This window comes from Streptomyces sp. CNH189, assembly GCF_000527195.1.
Genome location: NZ_AZUS01000003.1, coordinates 196,479 through 215,601, shown reverse-complemented (window position 1 = coordinate 215,601; position 19,123 = coordinate 196,479). Strand labels below are relative to the sequence as shown.

Below are 19,123 nucleotides of genomic sequence, written 5' to 3'. Positions count from 1 at the left end.
GGTAGTCCCGTATCCATGAAACTGGCGTTCTCCACTCTCGGCGTCCCCGGCCTCCCTCTCCCCGAGGTGACGGCCCTGGCGACCGCGCACGGCTACCACGGTGTCGAGCTGCGCGCCCACCCCGAGGAGCCCGTCCACACGGGCCTCACCGCCGAGCAGCGGGCGGACGTGGCCGCCGAGTTCAAGGCGGCCGGGGTCGACGTCCTGGGGGTGGCCGGATACGCCCGGGTGGCCGCCCCCGGCGACGACGAGCCGGTGCTCACCGAGGTGCGGGCGCTGCTCGACCTCGCCCGCGACATCGGCGCCCCGTTCGTCCGGGTCTTCCCCGGCGGCGGCGACGAGCAGAGCGCCGAGGAGGCGGACGCGACGGCCGCCCGGCGGCTGGGCACGGCCGCGGAGTACGCGGCCGACCGGGGCGTACGGATCCTGCTGGAGACCCACGACTCGCACCGCACCGGCGCGGACGCCATGCGGGTGCTGGGGCTGGTGGGGCACCGGCAGGTGGGCGCGCTGTGGGACGTGATGCACACGTGGCTGGGCGGCGAGCAGCCGGTGGACACCTTCGCCGCGCTGTCGCCGCACCTGGGGTACGTCCAGGTGAAGGACATCGCCTCGACGCAGGACACGACGCCGCTGGCGCTGGGGGCCGGGGTGCTGCCGTTGACCGACGTCGTCGAGGTGCTCTCCCGGAACGGCTGGGACGGGTGGCTGTGCTGGGAGTACGAGAAGCGGTGGTACGCCGACGCCGCGCCGCTGCCCGGCCTCCTCGCCCCCGGCCACGAGCACCTGGCGCGCCTGCTGAACGAATCGGCCTGACGGCCACGGGCGGCCCGCCGACGGCGTGCCGGCCGGGCGGGCGTGCTGCTTTGCTTGCGTGCGTGCGTGCGTGCGTGCGGCGGGGAAAACGACTGGCCTGGGCCGCGGGCGGGCGGATAACGTCCCCGCCGTGCCTCAGCCTGCCCTCCGCCGCCCTGTCATGCCCTCGTGAGCGTGTCCCGCACGTTCCTCGACGTGCGTCCGCTGCGTACCTCACGCGTCTTCCGACGGCTGCTGATCGGGCGGACCGTGTCCGTGCTCGGCAGCTTCATGACCATGGTCACCGTCATGTACCAGGTCTGGGAGATGACGCACAGCGCGGCCTGGAGCGGTGCGGTGGGTCTCGCGCAGGCCCTGCCGCTGGTGTGCTTCGGCCTGTTCGCCGGGGCCTGGGTGGACCGGGGCGACCGGCGCCGGATCTACCTGGCCGCGACGGTCGGCCAGGCGGTGTGCTCGCTGCTGCTGGCGGTGCAGGGGTTCACCGGACACGTGCCGGTGGCCGGTGTGCTGGCTCTGGTGGCCGCCCAGTCCGCCTGCGCGGCGGTGGGCGGTCCGGCGGCCGGCGTGTTCGTGCCCCGGGTGCTGCCCAAGGAGCAGGTGGCTTCCGGCCTGGCCCTCTACCAGGTCACCGCCCAGTCGATGATGCTGATCGGCCCCGCGCTCGGCGGGCTGATGCTCGGCTGGTTCGGCCTGGGCGTCTGCTACCTGCTGGACGCGCTGAGCTTCCTCATCGCCTTCTACGGCGCGTTCGGTCTGCCCGCGCTGCCGCCCGAGGGTGAGCCGTCGCGGACCGGTGTGCAGGGTGTGCTGGACGGGCTGCGCTTCCTGGCCGGCCACCGGGTGGTGAGGGGCGCGCTGGTCACCGACCTGGCGGCCACCGTGCTGTCCATGCCGGCCAGCCTCTTCCCGCTGATCAACGAGGAGCGGTTCGGTGGTGACCCGCGCACACTGGGTCTTTTCACGTCGGCGATCGCGATCGGCGGGGTGACGGCGTCGGCGCTGTCCGGGACGGTGACCCACCTGAACCGTCCGGGCCTGGTGATGCTGTGCGGCGCCGGCGTCTGGGGGGCCGCGCTGGCCGCGTTCGGCATGATGAGCAGCCCCTGGGCGGGGCTCGGCCTGCTGGTCCTGGCCGGGGCGGCCGACGCCCTCTCGGTGCTCTCACGCACCACGATCGTGCAGACCCGCACGCCCGACGCCCTGCTGGGCCGGGTCACCGCCGCCGAGCAGATCGTCGGACAGGCCGGCCCGCACCTGGGCAACATGCGGGCGGGGCTGGTGGCGGGGGCGACCTCCGGTGCGACGGCGCTGGTGTCGGGCGGGCTGCTGTGCCTGCTCGCGGTGGCCTGGGTCGCCACGAGCACACGCGAACTACGCGGCGGCGTCCCCGCCCTGGAGTCGCCCTGACCGCACCCCCGACCGGGACGCGCCGGTGCGCGGACCCGCAGGGGTCCGCGCCGGGCGGGGCGGGCCGGGACGCGCCGTCGGCTCCAGCGCCCCCGCCGCACACACCGCCACCGCGCCCCGGTGCCCCCGCACCCTCGCGCCTTCACTCCCGCGCACCGGAACCGTCCGCCCGCGCCGCGAGGCACGCGTCACGCGCGGAGCGCAGCTCCCGACCCCTGCGCCGGCTCCGGCGGCTCCCCCGGCAGGGCCCCCTCGGAGTGGGCCCCGGCGGGCCGTGCGGGGTCCGTGACGGGCTCCGTGGCGGCCTCCGCCGGGGTGCCCTTCGCCGGGGTGCCCCCCGCCGTCCCGCCGCGGCTCAGCGACGTCAGCGCCACCCCGCCCACCAGCAGCGCCGCCGCGCACCACCGCAGCGGGGTGACGGACTCACCCAGGAACAGGGCCGCCGACGTCATGCCGAAGACCGGGACCAGGAGGGAGAACGGGGCGACCGTGGAGGCGGGGTGGCGGTGCAGGAGCCAGCCCCAGGCGCCGAAGCCGAACACCGTGGCGCCCCAGGCGACGTACAGGACCGTGGCCCCGCCGGACCAGTCCAGGGAGCGCAGCGCGGCCAGGTCCGCCGACGGGCCCTCGAGGAGCAAAGAGAGGGCGAGCAGCGGCAGCACCGGGACCGTGCTGACCCAGATCATGAAGTTCAGGGCGTCGGGGGGCGACGCCCGGCGGGTGAGGATGTTGGAGACGCCCCAGCAGGCCGCCGCCGCGACGACGAGGGCGAAACCGGTCAACGGGCCCGAGGCGCCCTCGTCGACCGCCGCCACGCCGATGCCGGCCAGCGCCACCGCCATCCCCAGCAGCCGTACGCGGGTGGGGCGTTCACCGAGGAGGGCGAACGCGAACAGGGCCGTGAACACCGCCTGGACCTGGAGCACCAGGGAGGACAGCCCGCCCGGCATCCCGGTGTCCATGCCGATGAACAGCAGCCCGAACTTGGCCACCCCGAGCGCCAGTCCGACCCCCACGATCCACTTCCACGCCACCTTGGGCGGCCCGACGAGGAACACGGCGGGCAGGGCCGCGACCAGGAAGCGCAGCGCGGAGAAGAGCAGCGGCGGGAAGTGGTCGAGCCCGACCTCGATGACGGTGAAGTTCACTCCCCACACGGCGGCGACGAGGACGGCGAGGAGGACGTGTGACGGTCGCATACGTCGAGGATCACCGGTGACGACACTTCAGCACCAGCGACGATTCCTGCATGGTTGGATGAAGCGTCGCTAACCGATCGGGGAGCCGCCGTCATGCTCGACCTCCAGCGTCTGCGCGCCCTGCACGCCGTGTCGGTGCACGGCACCGTCGGCGCCGCCGCCACCGCGCTCGGCTACACCTCGTCGGCCGTGTCGCAGCAGATCGCCAAGCTGGAGCGGGAGACGCGGACCGTGCTGCTGGAGCGGGAGGGCCGGGGCGTCCGGCTGACCGACGAGGCGCACCAACTGGTCCGCGCCGCACGCGAACTGATCGCCATCGTGGAGCGGGCGGAGACGGAGCTGGAGGAGCGGCGCGGGGTGCCGGCCGGGCGGCTGACCGTCGCGGCGTTCGCGTCCGCCGCGCGCGGGCTGATGCCTCCCGTGCTGGCCGACCTGGCCCGCCGGCACCCCGCGCTCGACACCCGGCTCACCGAGGTGGACCCGCACCTGTCCGTGGACCTGGTCGCCAAGGGCGCGGTCGACCTGGTGGTCGCGCACGACTGGGACATCGCGCCGCTGCCCGCCCCGGCGGGTGTGGAGCAGACGGTGGTCGGGGACGACCTGTGCGATCTGCTGGTGCCCGAGGGGCACCGGTTCGCGGGGCGGGCGGCGGTGCGGCGCGAGGAACTGGGCGGGGAGCGGTGGATCTGCCAGCCGCCGGGGCGGGTCTGCCACGAGTGGCTGGTGCGGACGCTGCGGGCGGCCGGGCACGAGCCGGACATCGTGCACCAGGCCGACGAGAACCCCACCCTGGTCGCCCTGGTCGCGGCCGGCCTGGGCATCGCGCTGATCCCCCGGCTGGGGCGCGGTCCGCTGCCCGCCGGCGTGGTGGAGGTGCCGCTCGACCCGCTGCCCGTACGGCGGCTGTACGCGCTGTGGCGCACGGGCGCGGCCCGCCGCCCCGCCATCGCGGAGACCGTCCGCACGCTGGTCGCGCACTGGCCCGCCGTGTCGGCCCACGGGCCGCGCTGACCGCGCCGGTCCCGAACCGGCGGAGTCCGGTCCCGTCGGGGAACCCGCGGCCGCCCTCGTACGTCCCAGGGGCAGGCTGCCGGACGAGTCCCCCCGGGGTGGTCGCGCCGCGACCGCTGACCCCCCTCAGCACCGCACCCCGGCCCGGTGGCCCGCCGTCGTCGGCGCCGCCCCCCTCCCGCCGCGCCGACGACGGCCCTTCCGTTTGCTGCACATGCCCTTGACTGGCAGAAACTTCCCGGATATTGGTGACCTCCTGGCAGTTTCCTTCAGCGGATCCCCGGCCCCCCGCGGATCACCTCCCAAAGGAGCGCACGTGCCCGACAGCAGCCCCGGCACCGGCAGCACGGCAAGCACCGCCCGTCCGTCCAGACGTACCGTCCTCGCCGCGACGGCGGGCGTCACCTCCGTCCTGGCGGCCGGCGGCACCGTCCACGCGGCCACCGGCACGCACCGCCCCGACGACCGAAAGCTGCGCGCCCTCATCTCCCGTATGACGCTGGAGGAGAAGGTCGGCCAGCTGTTCGTGATGCGGGTCTACGGCCACTCCGCCACCGAACCGGACCAGGCCGACATCGACGCCAACCTCGACGAGATCGGGGTGCGTACGGCCGCCGAGCTGGTCGCCAAGTACCGGGTCGGCGGCATCATCTACTTCGCCTGGGCGCACAACACCCGCGACCCGCACCAGATCGCCGACCTGTCCAACGGCATCCAGAAGGCCTCCCTGGGGCTCCCGCGCGGTCTGCCCGTGCTGATCTCCACCGACCAGGAGCACGGCATCGTGGCCCGCGTGGGCGAGCCCGCGACGCTGCTGCCGGGCGCGATGAACGTCGGCGCGGGCGGCTCCCGCTCCGACGCGCGCAACCTGGGCCGGATCGCCGGACGGGAGTTGCACGCCCTGGGCATCCGGCAGAACTACTCCCCCGTGGCCGACGTGAACGTCAACCCGGCCAACCCCGTCATCGGCGTCCGCTCCTTCGGCTCCGACCCCGCGTCCGTCGCCGGGCTCGTCGCGGCCGAGGTGAAGGGCTACCAGTCGGCCGGAGTGGCGGCCACGGCCAAGCACTTCCCCGGGCACGGCGACACGGTCACCGACAGCCACGAGGCGCTTCCGTGGATCCACCACACCCGCGAGGAGTGGGAGGAGCTGGACGCGCCGCCGTTCCGTGCGGCGGTCGCCGCGGGCATCGACTCCATCATGACCGCGCACATCGTCGTGCCCGCGCTCGACCCGTCGGAGGACCCGGCCACCCTCTCCCGCCCGATCCTCACCGGGATCCTGCGCGAGGAACTGGGCTACGACGGCGTCGTGGTGACCGACTCCCTCGGCATGGAGGGGGTGCGCACCAAGTACGGTGACGACCGGGTGCCGGTGCTGGCGCTCCAGGCCGGCGTGGACCAGCTGCTCAACCCGCCGTCCCTGGACGTCGCGTGGAACGCGGTCCTGCGGGCCGTGCGGGAAGGGGAGCTGACGGAGTCCCGGCTCGACGAATCGATCCTGCGTGTGCTGCGGCTGAAGGCCCGCCTGGGCCTGTTCGACGACCCGTACGTCAGCCACGCGGGCGTCGACCGCACCGTCGGCACCCGGGCGCACCTGGCCGCAGCCGACCGGATCGCCGAGCACGGCACGACCCTGCTGGTGAATGAGGGCGGGCTGCTGCCGCTGTCCCGCCGCCGCACGCCCAAGGTGCTGGTGGTCGGCGCCGACCCGGCCTCCCCCTCCGGCACCACGGGCCCGCCCACCGGGGTGCTCGCGGACGCCCTGACGGAGCTGGGCTTCACCGCGACCGCCCTGTCCACCGGCACGGCTCCCTCCGCGGCGACGATCGCCAAGGCCGTGACGGCCGCCGGGGACGTGGACGCGGTGGTCGTCGGGACGTACAACGTCACCGCGGCCAGCAGCCAGAAGACGCTCGTCGAGCAGCTGCTGGCGACCGGGAAGCCGGTCGTCGCGGTGGCGATCCGCAACCCGTACGACGTGGCCCACCTGCCCGGCGTGAAGGCGTTCCTCGCGTCGTACTCCTGGACCGACGTCGAGGTGCGCGCGGCGGCCCGCGCGATCGCCGGCAAGGTCCGCCCGCGCGGCACGCTGCCGGTGCCGGTGCAACGCGCGGACGACCCGGCCACGGCGCTCTACCCGGTCGGGTACGGGCTGACGTACTAACAGCCGCGAACGCCACCTCACCCTCGCACCGGCAGGCGGCCGGTGCGAGGGTGACGTGCGCCGGCTCCGGAGCGGTTCGACGAGGTCCACGACCGGGCAGGGCAGGAGCTCCGCGGCTCGCACGCACACCCCGTTATCTTTTTCGCGGTCCTGCAAGAGGGCCGCTGGCCTCCGGGCCCGGCATGACTGTTGCCCCCTGTCGATGGGATGACCTGGGGGGTGGTGTCACCGGGTCCGAGGGGTGCCGTCGGAGACGCTGATCAGAGGTCCGACCACCGCCCGGCCGGGCGCAATGTCCGGCCGCTCGCGGGCGGCAGGTCTGCATAACGTGGATGCGCGAGAACGGCTCCCGTCCTTGGGGCCGGCACGCATCGACACGGGTGGGGGCACGGTGATCNCTGCTCACCTACGACCGTCGGGTGATGAAGCCCGACGTGCCGAGGGTGCGGGCCGCACAGCGGGACCTGATCCGGGACGCCTCCCGGGCCCGCCCCGCGGGCTGCCCGGCCGCCGAATGACCGGCTCCGGCGGTGGGGGGCGCCCGTCCGGGTGGCGTGCGTCCGGGTGGCGTCCGTCGCCCCGCCGGACGGGCGTGACGCCGCCGTAGCCCTCGCTGTCACTGACGTCTCCGCCCCTTCTGCCGTAGTGGCAGAAGGGGCGGAGACGTCACATGCTGTTAACTATGTGTAGCCAGATCGTACTTGACCGTAATCGGCCGGGAGCGATTGACTGCTGATCCGTTCCCGACGTCGACGCGAGGCCGTTCATGACCGCTGACCCGCTCGCCCCCCTGGACCTGGCGTTCTGGAACATCGAGTCCGCCGGGCATCCGATGCACCTCGCGGCGCTCGGAGTCTTCACGGCCGGATCGCCCTCCGCGGCCGCCCACGCGACGGACCTGCTGGCCGCCCGGGCGGCCGCCGTCCCCGGACTGCGCATGCGTATCCGGGACACCTGGGAGCCGCTCGGCCTGCGGCGGTCGCTGTCCGCGCCGAGCCGCACCTGGCCGGCCACCGGCGAACCGCTGACGGCCGCGCTGCGCAGGCCGCTCGCCTCCGCCGTGCGCCGCTCCCTCGCCTTCGGCGGCGCCACCCGCGAACCCGACCCCGGCTTCGACCCGCTGAACCACGTCCGGCTGCACCCGGCGACGGCCGACTTCCACGCCGCCGCCGGCGAGCTGATGGGACACCCGCTGGAGCGCACCCGGCCGCCTTGGGAGGCGCATGTGCTGCCGGGGGAGGACGGCGCCCGCTTCGCCGTCCTGTTCAAGTTCCACCACGCCCTCGCCGACGGCCTGCGCGCCCTCACCCTGGCCGCCGCGCTGATGGACCCGATGGACCTGCCCACGCCCCGCCCCCGCCCCGCGGAACCGCCCCGCGGACTCGTCCCCGACGTGCGTGAGGTGCCCGGCCTGGTGCGCGAGGCCTTCGCCGACGCGGGCAGGGCCCTGGACATCGGCGCCGCCGTCGCCAGGTCCACCCTCGACATGCGCTCCTCGCCCGCGCTGACCTGCGCGCCCAGCGGCACCCGCCGCACCGCCGGTGTCGTCGTCGACATCGACGACGTGCACCGCATCCGCAAGAGCGCGGGCGGCACGGTCAACGACGTCCTCATCGCGGTCGTCGCCGGCGCGCTGCGCCGCTGGCTCGACGCACGCGGCGACGGCAGCGACGGCGTCGCCCCGCGCGCCCTCGTCCCCGTCTCCCGCCGCCGCCCGCGCACCGCCCACCCACAGGGCAACCGGCTGTCCGGGTACTTGATACAGCTCCCGGTCGACGAGCGGGACCCGCTCGCCCGGCTCAGCCGGGTACGCACCGCCATGGACCGCAACAAGGAGGCGGGCCCGCACCGCGGCGCGGGCGCCGTCGCCCTGCTCGCCGAACACGTGCCGCCGCTCGGTCACCGGCTCGGCGGGCCGCTGCTCGGCCAGGCGGCCCGGCTCTGGTTCGACGTCCTGGTCACCAGCGTGCCGCTGCCCGGCTTCGGCCTGCGGCTCGGCGGCGACCCGCTCGGCGCCGTGTTCCCGCTCGCCCCGCTGGCCCCCGGCCACTCCCTGGCGGTCGCCGTCTCCACCTACCGCGGACGCGTCCACTACGGCCTGGTCGCCGACGGTGCGGCGGTCGAGGACCTCGACCGGCTGGCCCGCGCGGTGACCGAGGAGGTGTCGGCACTCACCGTGGCCTGCGCTCACTGAGCGCAGCGGTTTTGGTGCTGCGGCCCGGCGCTCCGTAAAATCCCCCGTTCGACAGCGGACGCGAACGGAGCGCCGCGCGAACCGAAGCGGGAACGGCAGCGGCGATGACGGTGACACAGGACGGCCCCGGGACCACGGACGAGGTGGCGTACGGGCCGGGCATCGACCCGGAGCGGCTGGCCGTCTGCCTGAGCGTGCTCGAGGAACTCGACAGCATCGACGTCGACCACCCGGACGCGATCGCGGTCCGCCGGGCCACCTCGCACATCTACCGCACGGTCAAGCAGCGCCGCCGCCAGGAGCGCCGGGCCGCCAAGACCGCGCACGACAAGGCGGTCACCGAGGCCACCGCCACCGGCTCCGCCGAGCGCATCGACGACGAGACCGAGGGCATCCTGCCCTCCTCCCGCGTCGAGCAGGGCCGGATCGCGGGGATACTCCAGCGCCCCCGCTCCTGCTACGTGTGCAAGACCCGCTACGTCGAGGTCGACTACTTCTACCACCAGCTCTGCCCGACGTGTGCCGACGAGAACCGGACGCGGCGCGAGGCCCGCGCCGACCTCACCGGCAAGCGGGCGCTGCTCACCGGCGGGCGCGCCAAGATCGGCATGTACATCGCGCTGCGGCTGCTGCGCGACGGCGCCCACACCACGATCACCACGCGCTTCCCCAAGGACGCCATCCGCCGGTTCAAGGCCATGGACGACTCCGGGGACTGGATGCACCGTCTGGAGGTCGTCGGGATCGACCTGCGCGACCCGGGCCAGGCCGTCGCGCTCGCCGACCAGGTCGCCGAGCAGGGGCCGCTCGACATCCTGATCAACAACGCCACCCAGACCGTGCGCCGGCTGCCCTCCGCGTACGCCGCGCTCGTCGAGGGTGAGAGCGCCCCGCTGCCGGCCGGTGAGCTGCCCGCCCACCACGTCATCGGCGCCTTCAACTCGGGCGCGGTCGACGGGCTGACCGCGCTGCCCGCCGGGGTCGGCGGCCTCGACGCCCAGGCGGTGGCCGACCTCGCCCTGGTCGCGGGCAACGCCAGCGTCGAGCGGCACCGCGACGGTACCGCCATCGACGCGGGCGGTCTGGTGCCGGACGTCGTCGACTCCAACACCTGGGTGCAGACCATCGAGCAGATCTCCCCGGTGGAGCTGCTGGAGACCCAGCTGTGCAACTACACGGCGCCGTTCATCCTGATCAGCAAGCTGCGCCCGGCGATGGCCGAGGCGGCCCGCCGCTCGTCCTCGAAGCGCGCCTACGTCGTCAACGTCTCCGCGATGGAGGGCGTGTTCGCCCGCGGCTACAAGGGCGCCGGCCACCCCAACACCAACGCGGCAAAGGCGGCCATGAACATGGTGACGCGGACCAGCGCGCAGGAGATGTTCGACGCCGACCGCATCCTGATGACCTCGGTCGACACGGGCTGGATCACCGACGAGCGCCCGCACTTCGACAAGCTGCGCCTCGCCGAGGAGGGCTTCCACGCCCCGCTCGACCTGGTCGACGGCGCGGCCCGGGTGTACGACCCGGTCGTGCGCGGCGAGGCGGGCGAGGACCTGTACGGGGTGTTCCTGAAGGACTACGCGCCCGGCCGCTGGTGACCCGCGCGGACGGCCGGGGACTGCCGAACGGCGCCCCGGCCGTCCGGACTTGTCCGGCACATCGGCACTCGTGTACTCCGATCGAGTGAGCTTCTTTGTGCAGTCTGTCACGACGTGCCCGGAAATAGCCCCTGATGATGGGCGATCCGTCATGTGATTGTTACAGCCAGTTTCCAGCCCCATCGAGCAGGGGGCCGCTCATTTGGTTAATCTGAGTCGGACGGACAGCAGCAAGGGTCCTACCCGCACCCACGATCCGTCATGGGACCGCCGGTTCACCACGGCCTGCTCTCCCTCGAACGACCGGCGCCACCGCGTCCGACGGCATTGGACACAGACCCGATCGGACGGCGTGCGCAGGCACAGGGCCGACGCAGTACGTCCCGAGGGTGACCGACACATAAGGAGTGCGCGGTGACACCGGAGCAGACGAAACTCGAACAGCGCCCCGACGAACGCACGCAGCGTTCCGGCCGCCGGCCGGGGGAACTGGGAAGCCTCGACGTGTGGGCCCGCTCGGCCCCGATCCGCCTCGCCGGCTACGAGGAGGACCTCGCCGAGCCGCACATCCTCCCCAGCGTCGACTGACACACCCCATCCCCGCACCCGCACCCGCACCCCCGTCCGCGGGCGTGCCAGACTCGCGTCCATGCTGATCAGGGAAGCGAGCCCCGACGACTGGCCGCGCATCTGGCCGTTCTGGCACCGCATCGTCGCCGCGGGCGAGACCTACACCTGGGACCCGGGCACCTCCGAGGAGGCAGCCCGGGCCCTGTGGATGAGCCCCGCGAAGCAGGTGTACGTCGTCGAGGACGACGCCCAGGCCGTCGTCGCCTCCGCCTACCTCACCCCCAACTACGGCGGACCCGCCCGGGACGTCGCCAACGCCGGCTTCATGGTCGACCCCGACCACGCCGGCCGGGGCGTCGGACGGCTCCTCGCCGAGCACGTGCTGGCCGCGGCGCGCGACGCCGGCTACCGGGGCATGGTGTTCAACGCCGTCGTCGAGACCAACCCCGCCGTGGCACTGTGGACCTCGCTAGGGTTCACCGTCCTCGGTACGGTCCCCGAGGCGTTCGGCCACCCCCGGCACGGCCGCGTGGGGCTGCACATCATGTACCGGCCGCTGTGACCGGACCCCGTCAGGGGCGGACGTACGGCCGGGTCATGATCTCCATGTTGTGGCCGTCCGGGTCGTCGAAGTAGGCGCCCCGGCCGCCGAAGAGCGTGTTCACCCGGCCCGGTTCGGTGTGCGGCGGGTCGGCGTAGTACGTCACCCCGGCCGCCTCCAGGCGCGCGATCATCGCGTCGAACCGCTCGTCGGGCACCAGGAACGCGTAGTGCTGGGACTGCACGGGTTCGTCCCGCTTCTCGTAGTAGTCGAGGGTCACGCCGTTGCCCAGGTCGACCGGGAGGAACGGGCCGAACGGCGCCCCCACCTCCAGCCCCAGGATCCCCGCGAGGAACTCGGCGGAGCGCCTGCGGTCACGGGCGTAGACGGCGGTGTGGTTCAACTGGACGTGCGGTGCTGTGGACATGGCTGTCTCTCGTCTCCGGGGTCGGTTCGTCGCTCCCCGCCGGCGTGGAGCGCGGCGGGCGGAAGGAACGACCGACGGCGGAGGCGCCCGCGCCCGCCCCGGACTCACTCCGGAGCCGGGAGCACCGTTCTCGTAAGGCCTGAGGCCGACCCGGCAGTCACGGGGCCGACACTAGTTCCGCAACACCGTTCGCGGCAACGGGAATCGGGCTGAGGGGCCGTTCACCCCTGGCCGGGCGGGGGCGTGTCGGGGCCGTGGCGCGTGGTCGACTCGTCCTCCTGGGCGAGCCGGCGCAGGGCCATCAGCGCCGGCTCCAGCAGGAAGGTCAGCAGGACGGCCTGCTCGGCCTTCTCCAGCGGGTCCGTGACCGTCTCGAGGCGGTCCAGGTCGTACCGGGCGGTGCGCGCGGCCAGTTCGGCGTAGGGGAGGAGCGCCCGCCAGTCGTAGTCGACGCCCAGGCCGCGCAGCGTCCGCAGGGTCTGGTCGACGACCTGCCGGGCGGGGTTGTGCTCCGACACCGACCAGCCCATCGCATCGACCAGGGCCGCGGCCTCCGGGCTCGGACCGGGCGTCCCGTCGTCCGCCCGCGCCTCCGGCCGGCCCGCCTCGGACGGCCAGATACCGAAGACGATGCCCAGCAGCCGGTGCGTGTCGTCACCGTGGGTGGAGACGGCGTCCAGCACCTGCTTGGCCGAGGCCACGGACAGCCCGCGCACACCGGTCAGCGCGCGGATCAGGCGCAGCCTCCGCAGGTGGGACTCGTCGTACTCGGCCTGGGTCGCCGCCGTGGCGCGGCCGGGCGGCAGCAGTCCCTCGCGCAGGTAGTACTTGATCGTCGCGTTGGGCACCCCGCTGCGGCGGCTCAGTTCCGAGATTCTCACGTGCGTTCCCGCAATCCTCTAGCGATTGGGTAGTGGCACTGTCTAATATAGATAGTGCTACTCACCAACTGTGGAGGCGAGACTATCGTGCCTACTCTTCCCTGGGTCACACCCAACCCGGCACGGCCCGACACGCGCGCCGTCGTCATGGCCTCCCGGTTCGAGGTGCGGTCGCTGAAGGACGTCCCGCGCTTCCTTCTGAAGTCCTTCGCCGCCTGGGGCCAGGTCCGCAAGGCGCCCGGTGCGCTCGGGGCCTCCCTGGTCGCCCGGCCGTTCAGCAGGGTCTTCCTCACCCTGTCCGCGTGGGAGAGCCGCGAGGCGCTGTACGCCTACGCACGGGCCGAACCGCACAAGAGCGTCATGACCGGCCTGCGGGCGACGATGCGGACGTCGACGTTCACCTTCTGGGAGGTGCCCGTCCAGGCGCTCCCCATCGACTGGGACGAGGCCGAACGCCGGATCGACGAGCAGGCCCGCGCCGACGCGGAGAAGCGCGGAGCCACACCCGGCGCCCACTGAACCCCAGGTCGGTGGCGGGGCGGGCGGTGGTTCGCGGGGGCCGTGAGAGGGGAGTTACCCCGGGGGTCCCTTCCCCGGGGCGGGTCCTCCGTCCGGCAGCGAACCGGCCACACCCATGGAGCGCCGTATGCATGACGACCGCACCCTGGTCGAGGCCCGCCTCAGGCGTGTGCTCGACGAGCGCATCCGTCCCGCCGTGTACCCCGACTCCGTGCCCCTGGAGGTGGCGGTGTGGCACGCACCGGGGGAGCCGGTCCCGGTCGCCGAGGGGCTGGCCGCCGACGTCGAGCCGGTGACCGTCGGCACCCGCTGGGGCGCGCCCTGGGGCACCAGCTGGTTCCGGGTGACCGGGACCGTGCCCGAGGCGTGGGCCGGACGGACCGTCGAGGCGGTCCTCGACCTCGGCTTCGACGAGAACATGCCCGGCTTCCAGTGCGAGGGACTGGTCTACCGTCCCGACGGCACCCCCGTGAAGGGCCTCAACCCCCGCAACCAGTGGGTGCGGATCGGGGCGCCCGTCCAGGGCATGGAGGAGGTGCGTCTGCACATCGAGGCCGCCTCCAACCCCGTGATCATGGGCTACCGCCCCTTCGCACCGACATCGCTGGGAGACCGGGAGACCGCGGGCGGCGCACCGCAGTACACCCTGGCCCGCACGGACCTCGCCGTCCTCGACGAGACCGTGTGGGACCTGGTGACCGACCTGGAGGTGCTCGGCGAGCTGATGGCCGAGCTGCCGGTCGACTCGCCCCGCCGCTGGGACATCCTCCGCGCCGTCGAACACGCCCTGGACGCGGTCGACCTCCAGGACGTCAACGGCACGGCGCGGCGGGCCCGTTCACGGCTCACCGAGGTACTGGCAGCTCCCGCCGTGCCGTCCGCGCACCGGATCAGCGCGGTCGGGCACGCGCACATCGATTCGGCGTGGCTGTGGCCGCTGCGCGAGACCGTACGCAAGGTCGCCCGCACCGCCGCCAACATGACCGCGCTCCTCGACGACGAGCCCGACTTCGTCTTCGCCATGTCGCAGGCCCAGCAGTGGGCCTGGGTGAAGGAGCACCGGCCCGAGGTGTGGGCGCGGGTGAAGAAGGCCGTGGCGGACGGGCGGTTCGTGCCGGCCGGCGGCATGTGGGTGGAGTCCGACACCAACATGCCCGGATCGGAGGCGATGGCCCGGCAGTTCGTGTACGGGAAGCGGTTCTTCCTCGACGAGTTCGGCGTCGAGAACGACGAGGCGTGGCTGCCGGACACCTTCGGCTTCGCCGCAGGCCTGCCTCAGATCATCAAGGCGGCCGGCTCGAAGTACCTGCTCACGCAGAAGATCTCCTGGTCCCGCACCAACAGCTTCCCGCACCACACCTTTCGCTGGGAGGGCATCGACGGCACCCGGATCTTCACCCACTTCCCGCCCGTCGACACCTACAACTGCTCCCTGCGCGGCGCCGAGATCGCCCACGCCGTACGCAACTTCAAGGACAAGGGGGCCGCCCGGCACTCCCTCGCACCGACCGGCTGGGGCGACGGGGGTGGCGGCACCACCCGTGAGATGGTCGCCAAGGCCGCCCGGCTCCGCGACCTGGAGGGGTCGGCCACGGTGACCTGGGAGACCCCCGCCGCGTTCTTCGCGAAGGCCGAGGCGGAGAACCCCGAACCGCCCGTGTGGGTCGGCGAGCTGTACCTCGAACTGCATCGTGCCACCCTCACCAGCCAGGCCGGCACCAAGCAGGGCAACCGCCGCAGCGAGCACCTGCTCCGGGAGGCCGAGCTGTGGGCCGCCACGGCCGCCGTGCGCACCGGCTTCCCCTACCCGTACGAGGACCTGGACCGGATCTGGAAGACGGTGCTGCTGCACCAGTTCCACGACATCCTGCCCGGCTCCTCCATCGCGTGGGTGCACCGCGAGGCCCGCGCCACCTACGCCCGGATCGCGGACGAACTGAACGGCATCGTCGACGCCGCCCAGCGCGCCCTGGCCGGCGAGGGCACGCTCCCGCTGGTCTTCAACGCGGCCCCGCACCCCCGCTCAGGCGTCCCGGCGGGCGGCGCGCGCCCGGCCGAGGCCACGGGCCGGACGACCCGCGAGGACCGCCCCGGCGGCGGACACGTCCTGGACAACGGCCTGCTCCGGGTCGCCGTCGACGCCCGGGGCCTGGTGGACTCCGTCCACGACGTCGAGGCCGACCGCGAGACCGTCGCCCCCGGACGGCCCGGCAACCTGCTCCAGCTCCACCACGACCTGCCGAACATGTGGGACGCCTGGGACGTCGACGCGTTCTACCGCAACACCGTCACCGACCTGACCGACGCGGACGAGGTCACCCCCGGCGACGACGGCGCCTCGGTGCGGATCGTCCGCACCTTCGGCGACTCCCGGGTGACGCAGGTGCTGTCGCTGCCGCCGGGGGAGAAGCGCCTGGTGGTGGACACCGAGGTCGACTGGCACGAGACGGAGAAGTTCCTCAAGCTCGCCTTCCCCCTCGACCTGCACGCCGACCGCTACGCCTCCGAGACGCAGTTCGGGCACTTCCACCGCCCCACCCACACCAACACCTCCTGGGAGGCCGCCAAGTTCGAGGCGTGCAACCACCGCTTCGTGCATCTCCAGGAGCCGGACTGGGGCGTCGCGGTCGTCAACGACGGCACGTACGGCCACGATGTGACGCGCACGGTCCGCGCCGACGGCGGCACCACCACCACGGTCCGGGTCTCCCTGCTGCGCGCCCCGCGCTTCCCCGACCCCGAGACCGACCAGGGAGTGCACCGCTTCCGGCACGCGCTGGTCCCCGGGGCGTCCGTCGGGGACGCGGTACGCGAGGGCTGGCGGGTCAACCTGCCCGAGCGGCGGCTCACCGGGGCCGGCGAGGTGGCGCCCCTGGTGACCGTCGACCGGGACTCCGTCGTGGTCACGGCGGTGAAGCTGGCCGACGACGGCAGCGGCGACGTCGTGGTCCGCTTCCACGAGGCGCACGGCGCCCGCGCGCGGGCCACGCTCACCGCCGCCTTCCCGGTCGCCGGCGTGGAGGTCACCGACCTGCTGGAACGCCCCCTCGCGGACCCGCCCCCGCCCGCCGTGGACGAGGGGCGGATCACCGTGCGGCTGCGGCCGTTCCAGCTGACGACCCTGCGGCTGAAGCGAGCCTGACCCGGGCCCGTATGCTCGGCGGCACCCCGCCCCGGTGAACCCCCCCCGTACGACAAGGAGCGACCCGGCATGAGCGACGTCGGAGCCCTCAGGGAACTCGGCCGCAGCGGCGTAGGGATCACCCCGCTGGCCCTCGGCACCGCCGGCATCGGCAACCTGTACACCGAGGTCGCCGAGGAGGACGCGTACGCGACGGTGCGTGCCGCTCTGGAGCGTGGCATCCGCCACTTCGACACCGCCCCGCACTACGGACTCGGTCTCGCCGAACGCCGCCTGGGCGCCGCCCTGCGGGACCTGCCCCGCGACGCGTACACCGTGTCCACCAAGGTGGGCCGCCGGCTCGAACCGTCCGAGGCGGGCGGCGACGACCTGGCCAACGCGTTCGCCGTGCCCGCCACCCACCGCAGGGTCTGGGACTTCAGCGCCGACGGCGTGCGCCGCTGTCTGGAGGCGAGCCTGGAACGCCTCGGTCTGGACCGCGTGGACGTCGTCTACCTGCACGACCCCGACGACCACGAGGAGCAGGCGTTCCGCGAGGGCTACCCGGCGCTGGAGAAGCTCCGCTCCGAGGGCGTCGTCCGGGCCATCGGCGCCGGCATGAACCAGACCGCGATGCTCACCCGCTTCGTCCGCGACACCGACGTCGACGTGGTGCTGTGCGCCGGCCGCCACACCCTGCTCGACGCCTCCGCCTCCGCCGACCTGCTGCCCGCCGCACGGGAACGCGGCGTGTCCGTCGTCGTCGGCGGTGCCTTCAACTCCGGCCTGCTCGCCGACCCGCGGCCCGGAGCCACGTACGACTACGCGGCGGCCCCCGCCGCCCTGCTCGAACGCGCCCTGCGGATCAAGGAGACCGCCGAGCGGCACGGCACCTCGCTGCGCGCCGCCGCCCTGGCCCACTGCGCCGCGCACCCGGCGGTCGCCGGTGTCCTGGTCGGCGCCCGCTCGGCCGCCGAGGTCCACGACGGCGCCGACCGGTTCACGGAGACCGTCCCCGCCGCCCTGTGGGACGAGCTGCGCGAAAGCGGCCTGCTGGCGTCGGCCCCGGCCGCCTGTCAGGGCTTCCGCGCGGGCCCGGTCAGCCGGGTCGGCGGCAGGAACTCGCGGACATAGGTCCGCTCCCAGCAGGCGCCCGTCTCGCGCAGCTCCCGCCAGGTGGTGAAGCGGTAGCGGAACAGGCGGGCGCGGATGTGGCGCGGCGGCTGGTCCGGGGGGAAGGGGGAGCGGCGCAGCAGCCGCAGGGTGTCCCGGTCGTTCTCCAGCAGGCGCTCCACCAGCGCGCCGAACCACGGACCGGCGTACGCGGGGGACAGGGCGGCGAACCACATCAGCCAGTCCAGCCGCAGGTGGTACGGGGCGAACTGGCGCGGCCAGCGCCGGGGGTCGCCCGGCTTGCCCTTGAACTCGTACTCGCGCCAGTCGGAGTCCCGCCGGGGCACCTCGTCGGACGTGCCCTCGACGACCACCTCGTGGCGGACCCGGCCGACGGTGCCGAACGCCCCGTAGGTGTTGACCAGGTGCAGTGGGTCGAACGACCGGTTCATCACCTGGCGGCGGGACAGCATGTTGCGCACCGGCCGCCGGCTGAGCCACAGCAGCAGCGCGGACACCGCGAGCACGACCACCACGTACCAGAGCGGGGCGTCGTCCACCGCCGGCGGATCGGACGGCAGGGACAGCACCGGCAGGGCCAGTACGACGGTGACCCAGTTCAGCCAGGCGAAGTTGCCGGAGAGCACCAGCCACAGCTGGGTGACGATCATCAGCGCGGCGGCCACCGAGGCGACCGGCTGCGGAGCGAACAGCAGGAACGGCACCACCAGCTGGGTGACGTGGTTGGCCGCCACCTCGACGCGGTGCAGCGGCTTCGGCAGACGGTGGAAGAACCAGCTCAGCGGCCCCGGCATCGGCTGGGTCTCGTGGTGGTGGTCCAGACAGGTCAGCCGGCGCCAGCACTCGTCGCCGCGCATCTTGATCAGCCCGGCCCCGAACTCCACCCGGAACAGCACCCACCGCAGCAGGAACAGCACGACCAAGGGCGGCGCCACCTCGTCGTTCCCCAGCAGGACGGCGAGGAACCCCACCTCCAGCAGCAGCGACTCCCAGCCGAAGGCGTACCAGGTCTGCCCCACGTTGACGATCGACAGGTACAGCGCCCACGGCACCAGCCACAGCAGCATCGCCGCCCACAGCGGCACCAGCGCGTCGGCGCCCGCCAGCAGGGCCGCCGACACCGCGCACCCCGCCCAGGCACAGCCGGCGAAGAAGCGGTCGGAGTAGTGCCAGTGGAAGAGGCTGGGCGAGCGGCGCAGTGGCACCCGCTCCACGAAACGCGGCACCGGCAGCATGCCCCGCTCCCCGATCAGCGCGCGGAACTGCAGTGCCGCCGTCAGGAACGCGACCAGGTACAGCGCCGCCAGCCCCTTCTGGAACACCAGCCGGCTCAGCCAGTAGTCGGACGCGCCGAACCACTCCACGTCCGCACGCTCCTTCCTCCGCCGCCCCGCCGGACTCTCGGACACCCGGCCGCCGTCGGCTCCTGGGCTCCTGTTACTCCGTACTCCGTGTGACTTCCCGTGTACCACCGGGCGGCGCGCGATACCCGCGACCCGAGGTGTCCCAGCGGTCGAAGAATCACCCGATCCCTGGCA

The 19,123-nt window shown here is 73.6% G+C and carries 15 protein-coding genes; 11 read left to right on the top strand and 4 right to left on the bottom strand.

Going from position 1 to position 19,123, the window contains the following annotated elements; genetic code table 11:
* The first annotated feature begins 15 nt into the window (after positions 1 to 15).
* Together B100_RS0106205 and B100_RS0106200 are read left to right on the top strand one after the other, a co-directional pair.
* Positions 16 to 816 carry a sugar phosphate isomerase/epimerase family protein gene (locus B100_RS0106205; protein WP_024883574.1) on the top strand — a complete coding sequence of 267 codons (801 nt, stop codon included), beginning with the start codon at positions 16 to 18 and terminating at the stop codon, positions 814 to 816.
* Between the two features lie 168 nt (positions 817 to 984).
* Positions 985 to 2,223: an MFS transporter gene (locus tag B100_RS0106200; protein ID WP_024883573.1), complete on the top strand. Its 1,239-nt coding sequence runs from the start codon at positions 985 to 987 to the stop codon at positions 2,221 to 2,223.
* A gap of 188 nt (positions 2,224 to 2,411) precedes the next feature.
* On the opposite strand, the gene B100_RS33705 is transcribed toward B100_RS0106200, so the two are convergent.
* On the bottom strand, positions 2,412 to 3,422 hold the full coding sequence (locus tag B100_RS33705) for an EamA family transporter (protein ID WP_106966954.1): 1,011 nt from the start codon (positions 3,420 to 3,422) through the stop codon (positions 2,412 to 2,414).
* Positions 3,423 to 3,515: 93 nt separating this feature from the next.
* Here B100_RS33705 and B100_RS0106190 point away from each other — a divergent pair, with 93 nt between their 5' ends.
* The 6 genes from B100_RS0106190 (at position 3,516) to B100_RS0106165 (ending at position 11,524) form a co-directional block, all read left to right on the top strand.
* Positions 3,516 to 4,433 carry a LysR family transcriptional regulator gene (locus B100_RS0106190; RefSeq protein ID WP_024883572.1) on the top strand — a complete coding sequence of 306 codons (918 nt, stop codon included), beginning with the start codon at positions 3,516 to 3,518 and terminating at the stop codon, positions 4,431 to 4,433.
* Between the two features lie 316 nt (positions 4,434 to 4,749).
* Positions 4,750 to 6,600, top strand: coding sequence for a glycoside hydrolase family 3 protein (locus tag B100_RS0106185; RefSeq protein WP_024883571.1), 1,851 nt, complete (start codon positions 4,750 to 4,752; stop codon positions 6,598 to 6,600).
* 766 nt (positions 6,601 to 7,366) lie between these two features.
* The gene (locus tag B100_RS0106180) at positions 7,367 to 8,794 is read left to right on the top strand and encodes a wax ester/triacylglycerol synthase family O-acyltransferase (protein WP_024883570.1); all 1,428 of its coding nucleotides are present in this window, start codon (positions 7,367 to 7,369) and stop codon (positions 8,792 to 8,794) included.
* Between the two features lie 104 nt (positions 8,795 to 8,898).
* Complete coding sequence (locus B100_RS0106175) at positions 8,899 to 10,392, top strand: SDR family NAD(P)-dependent oxidoreductase (RefSeq protein WP_024883569.1); 1,494 nt, start codon at positions 8,899 to 8,901, stop codon at positions 10,390 to 10,392.
* Between the two features lie 414 nt (positions 10,393 to 10,806).
* A complete protein-coding gene (locus B100_RS36345) occupies positions 10,807 to 10,980 on the top strand; it encodes a hypothetical protein (protein ID WP_106966952.1) in 174 nt (57 codons plus the stop codon).
* Between the two features lie 61 nt (positions 10,981 to 11,041).
* Positions 11,042 to 11,524, top strand: coding sequence for a GNAT family N-acetyltransferase (locus B100_RS0106165; protein ID WP_024883568.1), 483 nt, complete (start codon positions 11,042 to 11,044; stop codon positions 11,522 to 11,524).
* A 10-nt stretch (positions 11,525 to 11,534) separates the two neighbouring features.
* Here B100_RS0106165 and B100_RS0106160 read toward each other — a convergent pair whose 3' ends face one another.
* Together B100_RS0106160 and B100_RS0106155 are read right to left on the bottom strand one after the other, a co-directional pair.
* Entirely contained in the window at positions 11,535 to 11,930 is a 396-nt protein-coding gene (locus B100_RS0106160) for a VOC family protein (protein ID WP_024883567.1), read from the bottom strand.
* A gap of 221 nt (positions 11,931 to 12,151) precedes the next feature.
* Positions 12,152 to 12,811: a MerR family transcriptional regulator gene (locus B100_RS0106155; protein ID WP_024883566.1), complete on the bottom strand. Its 660-nt coding sequence runs from the start codon at positions 12,809 to 12,811 to the stop codon at positions 12,152 to 12,154.
* An 87-nt stretch (positions 12,812 to 12,898) separates the two neighbouring features.
* Between B100_RS0106155 and B100_RS0106150 the strand changes: the two genes are divergently transcribed.
* From B100_RS0106150 to B100_RS0106140, 3 genes are all read left to right on the top strand, one after another.
* Positions 12,899 to 13,330: a DUF3291 domain-containing protein gene (locus B100_RS0106150; protein WP_024883565.1), complete on the top strand. Its 432-nt coding sequence runs from the start codon at positions 12,899 to 12,901 to the stop codon at positions 13,328 to 13,330.
* Between the two features lie 127 nt (positions 13,331 to 13,457).
* Positions 13,458 to 16,472: a glycoside hydrolase family 38 N-terminal domain-containing protein gene (locus tag B100_RS0106145; RefSeq protein ID WP_024883564.1), complete on the top strand. Its 3,015-nt coding sequence runs from the start codon at positions 13,458 to 13,460 to the stop codon at positions 16,470 to 16,472.
* Between the two features lie 69 nt (positions 16,473 to 16,541).
* A complete protein-coding gene (locus B100_RS0106140) occupies positions 16,542 to 17,585 on the top strand; it encodes an aldo/keto reductase (RefSeq protein ID WP_024883563.1) in 1,044 nt (347 codons plus the stop codon).
* Here B100_RS0106140 and B100_RS0106135 read toward each other — a convergent pair.
* Entirely contained in the window at positions 17,528 to 18,949 is a 1,422-nt protein-coding gene (locus B100_RS0106135; protein WP_024883562.1) for a lipase maturation factor family protein, read from the bottom strand. The two genes, B100_RS0106140 and B100_RS0106135, sit on opposite strands and share 58 nt — an antisense overlap.
* Between the last annotated feature and the right edge of the window lie 174 nt (positions 18,950 to 19,123).

Excerpts from the sequence above, each read along its gene's own strand:
- B100_RS0106205 (WP_024883574.1), top strand. The coding sequence starts at position 16 with ATGAAACTGGCGTTCTCCACTCTCGGCGTCCCCGGCCTCCCTCTCCCC.
- B100_RS33705 (WP_106966954.1), bottom strand. The coding sequence starts at position 3,422 with ATGCGACCGTCACACGTCCTCCTCGCCGTCCTCGTCGCCGCCGTGTGG.
- B100_RS0106190 (WP_024883572.1), top strand. The coding sequence starts at position 3,516 with ATGCTCGACCTCCAGCGTCTGCGCGCCCTGCACGCCGTGTCGGTGCAC.
- B100_RS0106180 (WP_024883570.1), top strand. The coding sequence starts at position 7,367 with ATGACCGCTGACCCGCTCGCCCCCCTGGACCTGGCGTTCTGGAACATC.
- B100_RS0106175 (WP_024883569.1), top strand. The coding sequence starts at position 8,899 with ATGACGGTGACACAGGACGGCCCCGGGACCACGGACGAGGTGGCGTAC.
- B100_RS0106165 (WP_024883568.1), top strand. The coding sequence starts at position 11,042 with ATGCTGATCAGGGAAGCGAGCCCCGACGACTGGCCGCGCATCTGGCCG.
- B100_RS0106160 (WP_024883567.1), bottom strand. The coding sequence starts at position 11,930 with ATGTCCACAGCACCGCACGTCCAGTTGAACCACACCGCCGTCTACGCC.
- B100_RS0106145 (WP_024883564.1), top strand. The coding sequence starts at position 13,458 with ATGCATGACGACCGCACCCTGGTCGAGGCCCGCCTCAGGCGTGTGCTC.
- B100_RS0106140 (WP_024883563.1), top strand. The coding sequence starts at position 16,542 with ATGAGCGACGTCGGAGCCCTCAGGGAACTCGGCCGCAGCGGCGTAGGG.